Genomic DNA, 14,711 nt, shown 5'->3' with positions numbered 1-14,711 from the left:
CGTCAGGCTCCCCGGGCCGTTTCATGCTCAGGGCTTGTCCTGTGCCTGGGCGAAGAAGTCGCGCCTAAACTGGCCGAGCACCTCCTCTCTGTGCTGCTGCCAGCGCTCAGGATCCATGCTCCCCTGACTGGCCGCCAGTTGCTGCTCCAGCTCGGCCAGCTGCTGCTGGTAGCGGCCGCGCTGATCCAGCTGTTGCTGGCGTACACCGGCAAACGCCACGCTGGCCTCGGCCCGGTCGGCAGGCAGGAAGTGGCGGGCCAATGTCTCCAGCTCCTCATCCCCCCACAACTGGCGCGCCTGCAAGAGGCGGGCATCCGGGTTGAACAGATCCGCCGCCAGATCCGGGTGATCCGCCGCCCACTCATCCTGCAGCCGGGTCAGGGCGGCCAGCCGTTCGGCCAGCGCCAGCTGTTCGCTGTCGTCGGCCAACTGATCCAGGGCCTGGGCGTAACGCCCCTGCAACCGGGTCAGGCTCTCCCCCTCACTCATCCACTGGGATTCCAGCGCGATCAGATTGACCAGCCGCTCGCTCAGCGGCTGGTCGGTGTCGCTTATCTCGCTGGCGAGCCGCTGGCTCAGCTCCGCAGGCATCTCTCGCCAGCTGGGAGGCGGCTTGGTGGACTGGCCCCCGCTGACCGCCGGGGTGAGCCGGGGTATGAGGGTTGTCATCGGCGCGGCTGGCGTCTGCTGCGGCTGACTTCCCCCATGCTGATTAACCTCGGCGTTTGCCGGGGCAGACCCTGGCTCATTCTGCCAGCCGAGGTTGAGCAGCAAGAGCGAGAGGACTGCCAGGGCCAGGATCCCGTAGCGGCGCTTCATCGGCTGATCTCGCCCTTGACCGGGAAGTGATCGGAGAGGTTGCTGGCGGGCCAGAGGCTGCCATCGCTGCTGCGTGGGATCCAGACGCTGTTGAGGTTATGACTGGCGGCGCCGTACTCCCGGCTCACCACCAGATAGTCCAGATACTCGACGTTGGCACCACCGGAGAGGGGGCCGCCTGCATAGGGGTTGATCCTGGGATCGAAGGTGGCTTCGGTATAGCCGCCATAGCCGGGTTCATGGGCGTCAAGGTTGGCCAGCATGCTGGCGTAGTCGTCGGCGAACTTGCGCTTGTTGACGTTGAAGTCGCCGCCATAGATGACGGTGTCGCTGGCCGGGATCTTGAGGCTGGCGGCCAGGGTACGAATTTGGCCGAACTGGATCTGGCGCAGCTGTCTCGCCTCGTCGGTGTCGAAGCTGGCGGTGTGGGTGGCGAACAGATGCCAGGCCTTGCCCCCCTTGATCACCTCGGCATACATGACCCCCTTGTCGGCGAAACAGTCGGTGCCGGTGCACTGGGGATAGACCAGCTGGGCCTCCCGCACGATTGGGTAGCGGCTGACGATCACCACGCCGCCGTCGTGGATGTTGACCCCCGGCTTGTCGAGCACCTTGGTCTGATAGGGGTACTCTTTGGCCAGCGCCTGCAGGAAGCCCTCGCGGCGGCCGTCGAACACCTCTTGCAGCAGCAGGGCGTCATAGCCCTTGAGGTAATCGGGCAGCAAGGTTAACCGTTCGCCAATGCTGGAGGCGATCACCGGCAGGGCCCAGACGTTGTAGCTGGCCACCTTGAGCTTGCTCTCCGAAGGCTCCAGTTGTTCCCGTGGTTGTGGCGGGGTCAGCATGTAGTGCAGATCGTCGTAACGGCCGGTGAATTTGGCGGCAAAGGCCAGCTCCTGCGGCCCCTGGGTGCGATGCAGGGCGCGGTCGCTCTTCCACCCCGAGCTGACGGTTGGGGTGTCGCCACCGTGCTGCAATGTGGTGTTCCACCAGGTGCCCTCCATTAACTGGTTGAGGCGATAGGTGTCGCCGCTGGCCGTGGTGACACGGGTTTCGAACAGATAGCTTTTGCCCGCCTTCACCCCCTCGTAGCGATTGAAGCTGAGCACCATGGCGCTCTCCCAGGGGCCCAGCTCCGTTCTGTGCTGGATCCATTGGCTGCCCGCCTGCAGCTGGCCGCTGCCGCTCTGGCTGATTGCCAGCTGCAGGGGTTCCGGGCCGTTGTTGGTGAGGTAGACATCGGTATCGGCCAGCGCCTGCAATGGAAACTGGCTGACCAGCAGCAGGGCGGCATAACTGAGGGGCTTGTGCATCATTAAGTCCTTTTGGTTGAGGCACGATTGAAAGTGACTGTTATGGCGGGCATAGAGGTCATTTCATTTACATTTTTGTTACAAATAAATGAAAGGCCCCATATGGGGAGAGGGGGACATTGAGGGGAAGGCTGCGGGTCAGTGGCCGTTCAAGCGGAGGATCTAGATCAGGCTTGGCAATCAAGGGGGCGCGTACCGGTCGGCACGCACCCCGGGTGACGGGTCAGTGGCGGAACTGGTTGATCAGGCGGGAGAGGGCATGCAGCCGCTCCACCAACAGCGTGATGCCGTCCAGGGCCTGCCTGCTGTTGTCGGCTGTGTGGCTGGCCAGCTGGTGGATCTGGTGGATGCCGTGATCCAGGGTACTGGTGACATCCGCCTGCTGGCCGACGGCCTGGGCAATTTCGTCGCTGGTGTGGGTGACCTGGGTCAGCATGCGGTTGATCTGGTTGAGCACCTCGGCTGTGGTGCTCACGTGCTGCTGGCAACGCTCCGAGGTCTGGGCCCCCTGGGTCATGCCATCGGCCAGCTGGCGGGTGGTCTGCTGCAGCGCCTGGATCATCTCGTGGATCTCGCCGGTGGAGCTGCGGGTCTTCTGGGCCAGTGCCCGTATCTCGTCGGCCACCACTGCAAAACCACGCCCCTGCTCACCGGCCCGCGCCGCCTCTATGGCCGCATTGAGGGAGAGCAGATTGGTCTGATCGGCGATCTGGCTGATAACCGCCAGGATCCCGCTGATCTTCTGGCTGTCACCGGTCAGTTGCGCCAGCACCTGGTGGTTGGCATCAAGTTCTTCATGCAACTGATTGACCGATGATTGTGTGGTCGCCAGCGCCTGCAATCCCTCGGCCGATACCTGTTGTACCTCGCCCACCAGGGCGTTGGCTTGATGGGCGCTGTTGGCCACGTCACGGATCGACTGGCTCATTTGCGTGATGGCGGCGGCCAGCTGCTCGCTCTGGGCCCGCTGCTGTTGCAGGTGGGTGTCTATGGTCTGGATATTGCCCCTGTCATCCTCGGCGGCCTGCAGTATCTGCTGGTTGGTGTCGGCGCTGCGCCCCACCACCGCCTTGAGCTCGGCCCGCTTCATGCGCAGGGCCAGCTCGAGAGCCGCCAGAGTGTCCCGCCGTTTGGTGTAGAGCACCTGACAGAGCGGGGTGCCCATCTCCTCGCCTGCCGTGGTGGCCAGGCGGTTGAGCCGCTGTTGCAGCCGCCAGCCGTGGATCATCTGAGCCAGCAGCGCCGCTGCACCGGGCGCTCCCCAAAGGGGATTGCCGGTGGCGAGGGCTGCCAGCAGGGCGAGCAGGGCCGTGCCGGAGAGGAGCAGGGTGAGCTGGCCCGGCTCCAGGGTGAGCCGGCTGAACCAGGGCAGCGCCTTGCCCGCCCGGATGCGGGCGTAGAGCTGCTCCGCCCAGGCGATGTCCTGTTCGCTCGGGCGGGTACGCACCGACTGGTACTCTATGATCTGCCGCTGTTCGTTGAGGATCGGTGTGACGTAGGCGTTGACCCAGTAGAAGCTGCCGCTCTTGGCGCGATTCTTTACCAGTCCCATCCAGCTCTTGCCCTGGCGCAGTCGCTGCCACATGTCGGCAAAGGCAGCCTTGGGCATGTCGGGATGACGTACCAGATTGTGGGGCACCCCTTCCATCTCGGCGGCGTTGTAACCGGCTACCTCGCAGAAGTGCTGGTTGGCATAGGTGATGTGGCTGGTGGGATCCGTGGTCGAGATCAGGGATAGGTGGTCGGGGAAGCGTATCTCCCCCTCCCGTTGGCTTGTGGTCATGTGAGCATCCTGAGTGAGTCAAGTAACTGATAGTTTTGTTTTTATTTTTGTGATGGTTACCGGCTCATTCTATGGGGCGGAGATGACACTATCTTGGCTTGGGTCAATTAATCGACACTCTAGCCTGGTGAAATAGTGCAAATAGAAAGCCCGCAGGGTTCAGGTTGCTGTCATGGGAACAAGGGACTTCGGGTGGCAGACAAGGGGGAATGTGATGGCGCCCCGACCGGGGCGCCAGGGATCAGCGACTGGCCAATGGGTAGGTAAAAAGGGCCAGGTGGGCGAAGTTGAACAGGAAGTGGATGACGATGGCGACGCTCAGACGACCGCTGACGTGGAACGCCAGGCCGTAGCAGGCGCCCGCCAGGGCGGCAAACAGCATCAGCAGCGGGCCACCGGCGAGGTGAGCTGCGCCGAACAGCAGGCTGGCGACCAGGATGCCGAGCCAGAGTCGGCTGCGGGCGGCCACCCCTTGCTGGATGAAGCCGCGAAACAGCGCCTCTTCCGCCACGCAGGTGAACAGCAGATTGTTGAGGGCAAACAGCCACCACCAGTGGGGCAGACCCGCTTCGGGCTTGAGCGCACCCAGTTGCCAGGCGGTGATCAGCAGGGCCGCCAGCGGCAACAGCAAGAGGGCCAGCGCTCGCCAGCGGATCGCACCGCCCTGGCCGAGCAAGGCGGGCCAGGCCAGCAGCAGGCCGAAGAAGACCAGCGGCTTGTCCAGATTGAGGTACATGTTGAAGGGCACGCTGGCGGGGCCTGCCTGTGCCTGGTCCAGCACCTTCAGATTGTTGAAGCCGGGGATGAGGTGCAGCATCAGCGCTATGGCCCACAGCAGCACCAGCGTCAGGGCGGCGCCACGCCAGGGCTGGGGCAGGCTGGGGGTGCGCCAGGCCAGCAGCAGGCCCGCCAGCGTGATCAGCAGAGTGGAAGGGCTGAGGTGGTCTAGGTAGAGGGCGGCCAGCAGGGCGACCCCCAGCAGGATCAGGCCGGGCATGCGTTGACGGACCAGACAGAGCAAGACGGCCAGCGCCAGTGCTCCCCAGATGAGCGAATCAGGTAGAGGTAACATTGAGTCTCCAAGGCCGATAAAAGTCCCGCACCTTAACAAGTCGTCACATCATGACACAAGCCTTAATAGGCTGGTCGGATCCCTGCAAGGGCGAGTCCGCTGGGGGGCGCAGCCATGAAAAAGCCGGAGCTGAGGCTCCGGCTTTTCTGAGACTGTGTTGCCAGTACCGGTGCCTTTTAGCGACCAGACTCTGCGATAACGCGGGCTATGATGTCGGCGCGCTTGGTGGCTTCCAGCTCGCCCAGGGCGATGAGGCCGGCCTTGAAGATGACGTTCTTCGGCAGGCTGACATCGTCCAGGGTGGTGATGGCTTCGACGTGCAGACCGTTCAGTCGGCTGGCATCGCGCGGGCTCAGGTTGACCTGAGTGTTCATCACCTGCTTGCCTTTCTTCTTGGCAGGCACGGCTTGTTTGGTCTGGTCCTGCTCGTCTTCCGGCTGTTCTGGTTGTTCGCCGTCAAAATCGTAAATAGACATAGTCAATCCTGTTGGGTTGCAAGGGGCATGCTCGCCCTAAATGTGGGTATTCAGCCCATATCCTCATTGCGGATAAAGGCGCGCCAGGAGCCTAGCACCTGGGCAAAGTCTTCCAGCCCGCACATGGCCAGCTGCTCATCATCGTAGTAGGCGAGATCGTCGAGATCCTCATCCTGTTCGATATTGAGGACGTTGGCTTTCACCTCGGCTTCCTCATGGGTGAGCAGCAGTGAATAGTCACCGCCGTGCAGCTGGTACTCTGTGCGGGTGCGATTGGACAGCTGGTCGATGATGGAGAAGAGCTCATCGAGCTTCTCCTCATCCTTGCCAACTTCATCGATCAACCACTGACCGATGGCCTCATGACCCATGGAGAACCGGGCGCGATAGCCACCGAACGGGTCGCGGCGAAATTCATAGTCCATAGCGGAGTCCATATCGGAAGGATGAGGCCACCACAAAGCGGACTGGCATAGCGTCAGATCCATGATCCATGGTGGGTCACACATAGCGTAAAGTGGCCTATTCTAGCGATCCCTCCCGCGCTTGTCTTGATGATGTGGGATCTTTGCACGTCGGCCCGTGTGATTGTGGGCCACCAGGCGTCATGCCAGCTTGTTGTCCGGAGATGTTATGCAGCTAAACGATACCCTGGCCCGTCAGATAGTGAGCAGGGCGATGAAGATACTGTCGTTCTCGGTCAACGTGATGGATGAACACGGTTTGATCATTGCCTCCGGCAATCCCGAGCGCCTCCATCAGCGCCACGAGGGTGCCGTGCTGGCGCTGACCGAGAACCGGGTGGTGGAGATAAGCGAGGCGACCGCCCAGCAGCTCAAGGGGGTGCGCCCTGGCATCAATTTGCCCATTGCCTATCAGGGGGAATTGCTCGGGGTCATCGGTATCTCGGGCGATCCGGACATAGTGCGTGCTTACGCCGAGCTGGTGCGCATGACGGCCGAGCTCATTCTGGAGCAGGCGGCGCTCACCGAGCAGTTGCAGTGGGACAAGCGCCACAAGGAGGAGCTGGTACTGCAGCTCATTCGCGGCGAGGGGCGGGTCGATCAACTGCAACAGGCGGCCCGTTTCCTCGAGCTGGATCTGGCCCAGCCTCGGGTGGTGGCGGTACTGGCGCTGGAGGAGGCGGATCCCGCGCGCCTGCGGGAGCTGGTGCATCTGCTGGAAAATCCGGAGCGGGACAATCTGGTGGCCATCAACGGCCTCGACGAGATAGTGGTGCTCAAACCGGCCCAGCTGAGCGAGGGTGTCTGGCAATCTGAGCAGGAGCGCAGCCGCATCAAGCAGTTGCTGGCCCGCATTCCCCACTTCAAGGTACGGATAGGGGTGGGTGATTACTTCGGCGGCATAGATGGTCTGGCGCGCTCCTACCAGACGGCGCGGGATACTCTGCGCCGGGGCATGCGGCAGGCGCCGCGCAAGCAGGTCTACTTCTTCGAGGATTACCGGTTGCCGGTACTGCTCGGCAGTCTGGCGGACTCCTGGCAGGCGGATCAGCTGCGGGCGCCCCTGCTCAGGCTGGCGCAGGAGGACACAAAGGGAACGCTGCAAAAGACGCTGCGCCAATATTTCTTGCAGGATTGTGATCTGCATCCCTGTGCCGAGGCGCTCTTCATTCACCCCAATACACTGCGCTATCGGCTGACCCGGATCGAGCAGATAACCGGTTTGAATTTCAACAAGTTAGACGACAAGTTCCTGCTCTACCTCGGGCTCAATCTCGACAGCTGATTTGTTGTAATGAACAAAAAACCTCTCTTTAAAGAGACCTTATTTGGCTTTTCAGCCAACGCATTCCGATCCCGGATCACCATAATGGCCACCACTCACTCCCATTCAAGGTGCCCGTCATGATCCCTGTATCCGCGCTCGGCGCTCTCGCCGCGCTCTCCATCGCCATCTTCCTCATTCTGAAGAAGGTGCCGCCCGCCTACGGCATGATAGTCGGCGCCCTGGCCGGTGGCCTGATTGGCGGGGCCGATCTGACCCAGACCGTCGCCCTGATGATAGGTGGCGCCCAGGGGATCACCACGGCCGTGATGCGGATCCTCGCGGCCGGTGTGCTGGCAGGCGTGCTGATCGAATCGGGCGCCGCCACCACCATCGCCGCGTCCGACGCCTTCCACCTGCCGCTCACCTCCGTCATGGCGGCCGGCATCATACCTGGCCTGTTTGGACTGGTGATGGCCTACTGGCTGGCCAAGCGTCTGAACAACAAGGGCAGCAAGGTCGCCGCCGACGAGGTGGTGAGCTTCAGTGGCAGCAAGCTGCCCGGCTTTGGCGCCGCCATCAGTGCGCCCCTGGTTGCCATACTGCTGCTGGCCCTGCGTCCGCTGGCCGGTATAGTGGTGGATCCGCTCATTGCCCTGCCCCTTGGCGGCCTGGTCGGGGCCCTTATGATGGGCAAGTTCAGCAAGGTGAACCAGTTTGCGGTCTCGGGTCTGGCCCGCATGGCGCCGGTGGCCATCATGCTGCTGGGTACCGGTACCCTGGCGGGCATCATCGCCAACTCGGGTCTGAAGGATGTGCTGATAAGCGGCCTGACCGCCTCCGGTCTGCCCTCCTACCTGCTGGCCCCCATCTCGGGCGCTTTGATGTCGCTGGCGACCGCCTCGACCACGGCCGGTACCGTGGTGGCTTCCAACGTGTTCAGCTCCACCCTGATTGAGCTCGGCATCAGCAGTCTGGCGGGGGCCGCCATGATCCATGCCGGTGCTACCGTGTTTGACCACATGCCCCACGGCTCCTTCTTCCATGCCACCGGTGGCAGCGTCCACATGGGCGTGGGGGAGCGCCTCAAGCTCATCCCTTATGAAACAGCCGTCGGTCTGACCATCGCAGCCGTCTCCACCCTGATGTTTGGCGTGTTTGGTCTCGCCTGAGGAACTGATATGAAAATTGTTATCGCACCGGATTCATTCAAGGAGAGCCTGAGCGCCATGGCGGTGGCTGATGCCATCGAGGCGGGTTTCAAGCAGGTGTTGCCAGAGGCTACCTACATCAAGCTGCCCATGGCCGATGGCGGCGAGGGCACAGTGCAATCCCTGGTGGATGCCACCGGTGGTCGCATACTGCCGTTTTATGTGACAGCGCCGCTCGGCAATCAGGTGCAGGGCTTCGTCGGCCTGCTGGGGGATGGCGAGCGCGCCGTCATCGAGATGGCGGCGGCCTCCGGCCTGCATCTTGTCCCCCCCGAGCTGCGCAATCCGCTGCACACCTCCAGCTTCGGTACCGGTGAGCTGATCCTGGCGGCCCTCGACATGGGGGTGAAGCACCTGATCCTCGGCATAGGCGGCAGTGCCACCAACGATGGCGGTGCCGGCATGATCCAGGCGCTCGGCGGCAAGCTGCTCAAACGCGATGGCACTCCCATAGCGCCGGGCGGCGCCGGGCTGGCGGATCTGGCCACCATAGATCTGAGCGATCTGGATTCCCGTCTGAGCAGGATCACCATAGAGGTGGCCTGTGACGTGGACAATCCGCTGTGCGGCCCGACAGGTGCCTCCGCCGTGTTTGGCCCGCAGAAGGGGGCCAACGCCGATATGGTGGCCCAGCTCGATGCCAACCTCTCCCGCTACGCCGACTGCATCGAGCAGGCGCTTGGCAAACAGGTGAGGGAAATCCCGGGGGCGGGCGCCGCCGGTGGCATGGGGGCGGCCCTGGTGGGCCTGCTCGGTGCCGAGCTCAAGCCCGGCATCGAGATCGTCATAGCGGCGTTGAAACTGGCCGAGGCTGTGGCCGATGCGGATCTCGTCATCACGGGGGAGGGGCGTATCGACAGCCAGACAATTTACGGCAAAACGCCAATCGGTGTCGCACGCTGTGCCAAGCAGTTTGGCAAGCCGGTGATAGGTATTTCAGGGTGTCTCACCGACGACTACGGTGTGGTGCATGAGCACGGGCTGGATGCGGTGTTCGCCGTGGTCAACCGCGCCATGTCCCTGCCGGAGGCATTGGCGACAGCCACCACCAACCTGCAGCTCACGGCCCGCAACGTGGCCGCGCTCTATATGCTGCGACGCTGATCCTCTTTTGGCCGGTGCCGGGCACCGGCTTTACCCTGCCCCGTGTCGCGGTGATGACCTGTCTTTGTTGCAGATCTGACCGCAATACCTTGCCGATCTCCCGATCGGCTTTTTTCATTATCTTGCTGTATCTCCATCGCTTTTCTACGGTTTCTATATTTTGGCTGACCACTTTACGGCATAGTGATCCCCCATAGTACAAGGAGCCACCCATGATCTTGCTGACCCTGGGGGTACTGCTGTTTACCCTTATCCATCTCTATCCCTGCTTCGCTGCGGCCCATCGAACCCGCCTGCGCGACCGGTTGGGGGAGAACCGTTACAAGGGACTCTTCTCGCTGCTGGTGTTCGTCGCTTTCGGCTTGATTCTGGCTGGCTGGCGTTCGTCCAGCCCCATGCCACTCTATTTTCCGCCCGCCTGGGGCCCGGCTCTGGTGATAGGCGTGATGCCAGTCGCGCTCATTCTGTTTTTCTCGGGCCAGGGGCCCAACCACTTACGGCGCTGGCTGGTTCATCCCCAGCTGCTTGGTACCCTGCTCTGGGCTGGCACCCATCTTGCGGTCAACAGCGAGGCCCGCTCCCTGGTGCTTTTCGGCGGTATCGGTCTGTGGGCCCTGGTCAGCATCATCTGGATTTCGGTGCGGGACTGGCAGTGTCATCCCCGTCCCGCAGCGAACTGGGTTGGTACTGGTATCAGCGTGGGAGCTGGACTTGCGGTCACGGCTATCTTGATCTTCTGGGGTCATGGCTGGCTGACCGGCATACCCTTGCGCTAAATGATGGGGATGAACCGGCTGCGCCACCTGTGCGTATGACGCTCATCTGTTCAAAAGGAGTTGCCCGATGAAATGGTTCACTTTGTTATTGCTGCTTGGTGTCGGGACGGCCTCCGCTGCCTGCCCTGATTATTTCAATGTGGAGCAACGGGAGCTCAACAGCACCCAGCGCCACAACCTCTGCCAGCTGACCGAAGGCAAGGTGGTGCTGGTGGTAAACACGGCGTCTTATTGCGGTTATCGCGGCCAGTTTGGGGATCTGGAGACGCTTTATCAGACCTACAAGGACAAGGGGCTGATAGTGCTGGGTTTTCCGTCCAACGACTTCTGGCAGGAGTCGGGGGATGAGGACAAAACTGCCGCTGTTTGCCGCCGTGACTACGGGGTGACCTTCCCCATGTTCAACCGGCTGGCGGCACGCGGTGACGATGCGAGCCCGCTCTACAAGGGGTTGGCCGCGGCCGCGGGCGAGGCGCCGGGCTGGAACTTTCACAAGTACCTGATAGGGCGCGATGGCAAGCTGATAGCAAGCTATGGTGCGAACCAGAATCCGGCCGACGATCCCCTGCAAAAAGAGGTCAAACGGGCGCTCGGGCTTTAGGTCTACCCCGCTGCGGGCTGCTCTGGAATAATGGAGGCCCGCTTTCCTGTCTGGTAACTCTGTGCTGCAACGTCTGCCCCAAATGGTGATCTTCGATGCCCTGGTCCGTGAACAGGGCATCTCGGCGGCCGCACGGCGGCTCGGCGTCTCCAAATCCCACATCAGCAAACAGCTGGCCCAGCTTGAGGCCGAACTCGGTGCCCAGTTGGTGCAGCGCACCACTCGCCGCTTCTCCCTGACCGAACTCGGTCAGGAGTATGCCCGTCACTGCCGCGCTTTGATGGCGGTGGCGCTGGAGGCGGACTCCATGGTGGCGGAGCGCCGTGGCAAGGTGAGTGGCGTGCTTCATCTTGGGGTGGGCCAGTCGTTTGGCCGGCTGCACGTGATCCCGCGCCTCAAGGCGTTTCAGGATCGCTACCCCGAGCTGGAGCTGGAAGTCTCCCTGTTTGACCACAGAACCAACCTGGTGGACGAGGGGCTGGATCTCTGGATCACCACCTATGAAGACAAGCCTGAAGCGCTGGTGGGGCAGCGGCTGGCGGATATCCACTTCGTGCTGGTGGCCTCGCCTGACTATTTGCTGAGCCACGGCACACCCTTGCACCCGAAAGATCTGGCCCAGCACAACTGCATCACCTACCAGAGCCGGGAGCGGCGCTACCACGAGTGGTCGTTTCGCCAGGGCAAGGAACGCCAGACGGTGCAGGTGGCAGGCAACTACCGGGTGGATCTGGCGGAGGCGGTGCGCGATGCCGCCCTGGCCGGGCTCGGCATCGCCTATGTCGCCAACTACTTGCTGGACAAGGAGTTGCAGTCCGGTCAACTGATCCCCCTGCTGCCCCAGTGGCGGCCTAACCAGAAGATGGCGGTGCACGCCGTCTACGCTAGGCGCGAACATCTGGATCCCAAGATCCGTCTCTTCATCGATTTCCTCAAGGAGAGCTTCGGCCCCAATCCCTATTGGGAGCTGCGACTTGCCCCCTGGCTCGGCGGCAAATTGTCCGGTACAGAGGAATAATCGTTTCCATATAAGAACACTGGCTTTCGCATGATACCAAAATTGAACCAAATCAGCGGGTTGGCGCAACCGATATCGTGCAAACGTTTTTGCTAACAGGGCTGTAACCAGGCGGGCTTGCAGTGGAGGGGCGGGGAGAGCAGAATCCGCGCCCATCTTTTGCCTCACCTGATGGAGTCCCTATGATTGCCCTGCTCGGCATACTGAGTATCCTGGCCCTGGCCGTACTCTGCTCTGATAATCGTCGTCGTATCCCTTTGCGAACAGTGGGTCTCGCCCTCTGCCTGCAAGTCCTTTTTGCCGGTCTGGTGCTCTGGCTGCCTGCCGGTCAGCACGTGCTGAACGGGGTCAGCGAGAGCGTCAGCAGCGTGATCGGTTACGGTCAGGAGGGGATCGCCTTCCTGTTCGGGGATCTGGCCAAGTTCAAGCTGGGCTTCATCTTTGCGTTCAACGTGCTGCCGGTCATCATCTTCTTCTCTGCGGTGATCGCGATCCTCTATCACATAGGCCTGATGCCGCGGGTTATCGCCCTGCTGGGCGGCGGTCTGCAGAAGCTGCTGGGTACCGGCCGTGCCGAGAGCCTCTCCGCCACCGCCAACATCTTCGTCGGCATGGTGGAAGCGCCGCTGGTGGTCAAGCCCTACCTCTCCAAGATGTCCGACTCCCAGTTCTTCGCCGTGATGAGCTGCGGTCTCGCCTCCGTGGCTGGCGGCACCCTGGTGGGCTACGCCAGTATCGGGGTTGAGCTCAAGTACCTGATAGCGGCGGCCTTCATGTCGGCACCTGCCGGTCTGGCCATGGCCAAGATCCTGGTGCCGCCCGGAATCGGCGAGGTGGATCACCATCAGGACGTGGAGATCCCCCGTGCGACCAATGTCATCGAAGCGGCGGCCGATGGCGCCATGGCAGGCCTCAACATAGCGGTCGCGGTCGGCGCGACTCTGCTGGCTTTCGTCGGGGTGATCGCCATGCTCAACGGCCTGCTCGGCTGGGCCGGTGATCTGGTGGGACTGGAGCTGAGCTTCCAGATCATACTGGGCTTGCTGTTCGCCCCCGTCTCCTGGCTGATCGGCGTGCCCTGGGATCAGGCCCAGGCGGCTGGCGCCCTGATCGGGACCAAGATAGTCATCAACGAATTCGTCGCTTTCATCGCCCTGGTGCAGGATCAGACCCTGAACGAATCGAGCAAGGCCATAGTCACCTTCGCCCTGTGCGGTTTCGCCAACATCTCCTCCATGGCGATCCTCATCGGTGGCCTGGGCGCCATGGTGCCGGAGCGCAAATCCTTCATCGCCCGTTACGGCATGCGCGCCATACTGGCGGGTGTGCTGGCGAACCTGATGAGCGCCTCGCTGGCGGGGCTGTTCCTCGCCCTCTGATTGACCTCGAAGCTTGCACCTTCCGGTCAGAGCCCGCTTCGGCGGGCTTTTTTGTGGCTGTTTTTCAGACAAAAAAAAGCGCCTCAGAGGAGGCGCGGGGAAAAAGACAGATTGGAAGCGTCACATGGGTGCCACTTGAATGAGGGATGAGCCATGCCATCCAAGTGTGAAGCCATGATGCCTGACCCTGTCTGAAGCCCTTCTGAGGCGATTCTTCATACTATGTTCATTTTTATAAACGCAAAACGGCTCCAATCGAACAATCCTGATCTCTGTTGTGCCAATGGCTGAAGTGAGTGTTTTACAGGGATGGAGCCACTATCAAGGGGTCAACTCGAACGAACTGGCGTTCTGTTGTTCCAGCGCCAGCAACCAGCGCTTGATGGGGATGCCGCCGGCATAACCGGTCAGCTCGCCGCTGCGCCCTATCACCCTGTGACAGGGCACTATGATGCTGAGAGGATTGCGGCCATTGGCGGCACCCACGGCTCGCACCGCCTTGTGGTTGCCGATGGACTGGGCTATTTCGAGATAGCTGACGGTCTTGCCATAGGGAATGTCGCACAGAGCGCGCCACACCGACTGCTGGAAGGGGGTTCCCTTGGCGGCGAGCGGCAGATCGAAGCGTTGCAGACGGCCGGCGAAATAGGCGGCGAACTGCTCGACGTAAGGGGCCAGAGCCAGATCATCCTGACGCCACTGCTGGGTTGGCATTATGGGGCGCTCTCCCTGCATGAACTCCACGTGGCGCAGGCCATCCTGATCGATGGCGATGAGCAGGGGGCCGTGGGCGCTGTCGCAAAAACTGTATCTCATCTTCTCTCATCCTTGGCGTGGGCAAGTCGTAAGGCTGGCAGTATCACTCCAGCACGGGTTTGCCGCGGGCCGACTTGATGTCGCCCTTGCGCTTCTTGGCGTCGATCCGCTTGCGCTGGGAGCTGCGGGTCGGCTTGGTGGCATGACGGGCCTTGGGGCGCCAGGCGGCTTTCTTGAGCAGCTCCACCAGGCGGCTCATGGCCTCTTTTCGGTTCATGTCCTGGCTGCGATGGGTCTCGACGCGGATCTGGATAAAACCATCGTGTACCCGGCTGTCGCTCAGCTTGTCGAGCCCCTCTTTGTAGAGCGGGGGCAGACTGGGAGAGCTGCGGTAATCAAAGCGCAACCAGACGGCGGAGTCAGTCTTGTTGACGTGCTGGCCGCCGGCCCCTTGGGCCCGCATGGCCTGAAACTGCAGCTCATGCCAGGGGAGGGTGACGCTGTTGGAGATGACTAGCATACTGCTGTGCTCTTGTTTGGTGCATAGGGAGAGGCTGGTTCAGCTTGGTGCCTCATTATGGGGCGAGATGTGCTCCCTTGGTGATGCCGGGGGGGATTCATCCAGGGCATAAATGCTATCTTTTTGAAATTAAACAATAAAAAGACTTGGCACAA

15 protein-coding genes are annotated in these 14,711 nt (G+C 61.9%); 7 read left to right on the top strand and 8 right to left on the bottom strand.

Annotated elements, in window-relative coordinates:
• Positions 1-27: 27 nt before the first annotated feature.
• The 6 genes from AXW79_RS07520 to AXW79_RS07495 form a co-directional block, all read right to left on the bottom strand.
• Positions 28-819: a hypothetical protein gene (locus tag AXW79_RS07520; RefSeq protein ID WP_005313611.1), complete on the bottom strand. Its 792-nt coding sequence runs from the start codon at positions 817-819 to the stop codon at positions 28-30.
• Positions 816-2,132, bottom strand: a complete 1,317-nt coding sequence (locus tag AXW79_RS07515; protein WP_005313608.1) for a sphingomyelin phosphodiesterase — start codon at positions 2,130-2,132, stop codon at positions 816-818. The genes AXW79_RS07520 and AXW79_RS07515 overlap by 4 nt, the downstream gene beginning before the upstream one ends.
• A gap of 223 nt (positions 2,133-2,355) precedes the next feature.
• Entirely contained in the window at positions 2,356-3,915 is a 1,560-nt protein-coding gene (locus tag AXW79_RS07510; RefSeq protein ID WP_005313603.1) for a methyl-accepting chemotaxis protein, read from the bottom strand.
• 241 nt (positions 3,916-4,156) lie between these two features.
• On the bottom strand, positions 4,157-4,987 hold the full coding sequence (locus tag AXW79_RS07505) for a CPBP family intramembrane glutamic endopeptidase (RefSeq protein WP_005313601.1): 831 nt from the start codon (positions 4,985-4,987) through the stop codon (positions 4,157-4,159).
• A gap of 176 nt (positions 4,988-5,163) precedes the next feature.
• Positions 5,164-5,463: a hypothetical protein gene (locus AXW79_RS07500; protein WP_005313598.1), complete on the bottom strand. Its 300-nt coding sequence runs from the start codon at positions 5,461-5,463 to the stop codon at positions 5,164-5,166.
• Between the two features lie 50 nt (positions 5,464-5,513).
• Positions 5,514-5,888, bottom strand: a complete 375-nt coding sequence (locus AXW79_RS07495) for a YacL family protein (protein WP_005313595.1) — start codon at positions 5,886-5,888, stop codon at positions 5,514-5,516.
• 208 nt (positions 5,889-6,096) lie between these two features.
• Here AXW79_RS07495 and AXW79_RS07490 point away from each other — a divergent pair, with 208 nt between their 5' ends.
• The 7 genes from AXW79_RS07490 (at position 6,097) to AXW79_RS07460 (ending at position 13,280) form a co-directional block, all read left to right on the top strand.
• Complete coding sequence (locus AXW79_RS07490) at positions 6,097-7,212, top strand: sugar diacid recognition domain-containing protein (RefSeq protein ID WP_005313593.1); 1,116 nt, start codon at positions 6,097-6,099, stop codon at positions 7,210-7,212.
• A 119-nt stretch (positions 7,213-7,331) separates the two neighbouring features.
• Positions 7,332-8,363: a GntP family permease gene (locus tag AXW79_RS07485; protein WP_005313589.1), complete on the top strand. Its 1,032-nt coding sequence runs from the start codon at positions 7,332-7,334 to the stop codon at positions 8,361-8,363.
• Between the two features lie 9 nt (positions 8,364-8,372).
• Positions 8,373-9,506: a glycerate kinase gene (locus AXW79_RS07480; RefSeq protein WP_005313582.1), complete on the top strand. Its 1,134-nt coding sequence runs from the start codon at positions 8,373-8,375 to the stop codon at positions 9,504-9,506.
• Between the two features lie 212 nt (positions 9,507-9,718).
• On the top strand, positions 9,719-10,282 hold the full coding sequence (locus AXW79_RS07475) for an NnrU family protein (protein WP_005313580.1): 564 nt from the start codon (positions 9,719-9,721) through the stop codon (positions 10,280-10,282).
• A gap of 67 nt (positions 10,283-10,349) precedes the next feature.
• Positions 10,350-10,883 carry a glutathione peroxidase gene (locus AXW79_RS07470; protein WP_005313573.1) on the top strand — a complete coding sequence of 178 codons (534 nt, stop codon included), beginning with the start codon at positions 10,350-10,352 and terminating at the stop codon, positions 10,881-10,883.
• A gap of 82 nt (positions 10,884-10,965) precedes the next feature.
• The gene (locus AXW79_RS07465) at positions 10,966-11,901 is read left to right on the top strand and encodes a LysR family transcriptional regulator (protein ID WP_011898340.1); all 936 of its coding nucleotides are present in this window, start codon (positions 10,966-10,968) and stop codon (positions 11,899-11,901) included.
• Positions 11,902-12,083: 182 nt separating this feature from the next.
• Positions 12,084-13,280 (top strand): NupC/NupG family nucleoside CNT transporter, encoded by a 1,197-nt coding sequence (locus tag AXW79_RS07460; RefSeq protein WP_005313567.1) that lies wholly within the window; start codon positions 12,084-12,086, stop codon positions 13,278-13,280.
• A 321-nt stretch (positions 13,281-13,601) separates the two neighbouring features.
• Here AXW79_RS07460 and AXW79_RS07455 read toward each other — a convergent pair whose 3' ends face one another.
• Both AXW79_RS07455 and arfB read right to left on the bottom strand, forming a co-directional pair.
• Positions 13,602-14,096: a methylated-DNA--[protein]-cysteine S-methyltransferase gene (locus tag AXW79_RS07455; RefSeq protein WP_005313565.1), complete on the bottom strand. Its 495-nt coding sequence runs from the start codon at positions 14,094-14,096 to the stop codon at positions 13,602-13,604.
• A 43-nt stretch (positions 14,097-14,139) separates the two neighbouring features.
• Positions 14,140-14,556 carry an alternative ribosome rescue aminoacyl-tRNA hydrolase ArfB gene (arfB, locus tag AXW79_RS07450; protein ID WP_005313563.1) on the bottom strand — a complete coding sequence of 139 codons (417 nt, stop codon included), beginning with the start codon at positions 14,554-14,556 and terminating at the stop codon, positions 14,140-14,142.
• Positions 14,557-14,711: the final 155 nt, after the last annotated feature.

It is taken from the genome of Aeromonas salmonicida subsp. salmonicida (genome assembly GCF_001643305.1).
In the GTDB taxonomy this organism is placed as follows: domain Bacteria; phylum Pseudomonadota; class Gammaproteobacteria; order Enterobacterales; family Aeromonadaceae; genus Aeromonas; species Aeromonas salmonicida.
This window is presented reverse-complemented; position numbering and strand designations above follow the sequence as displayed.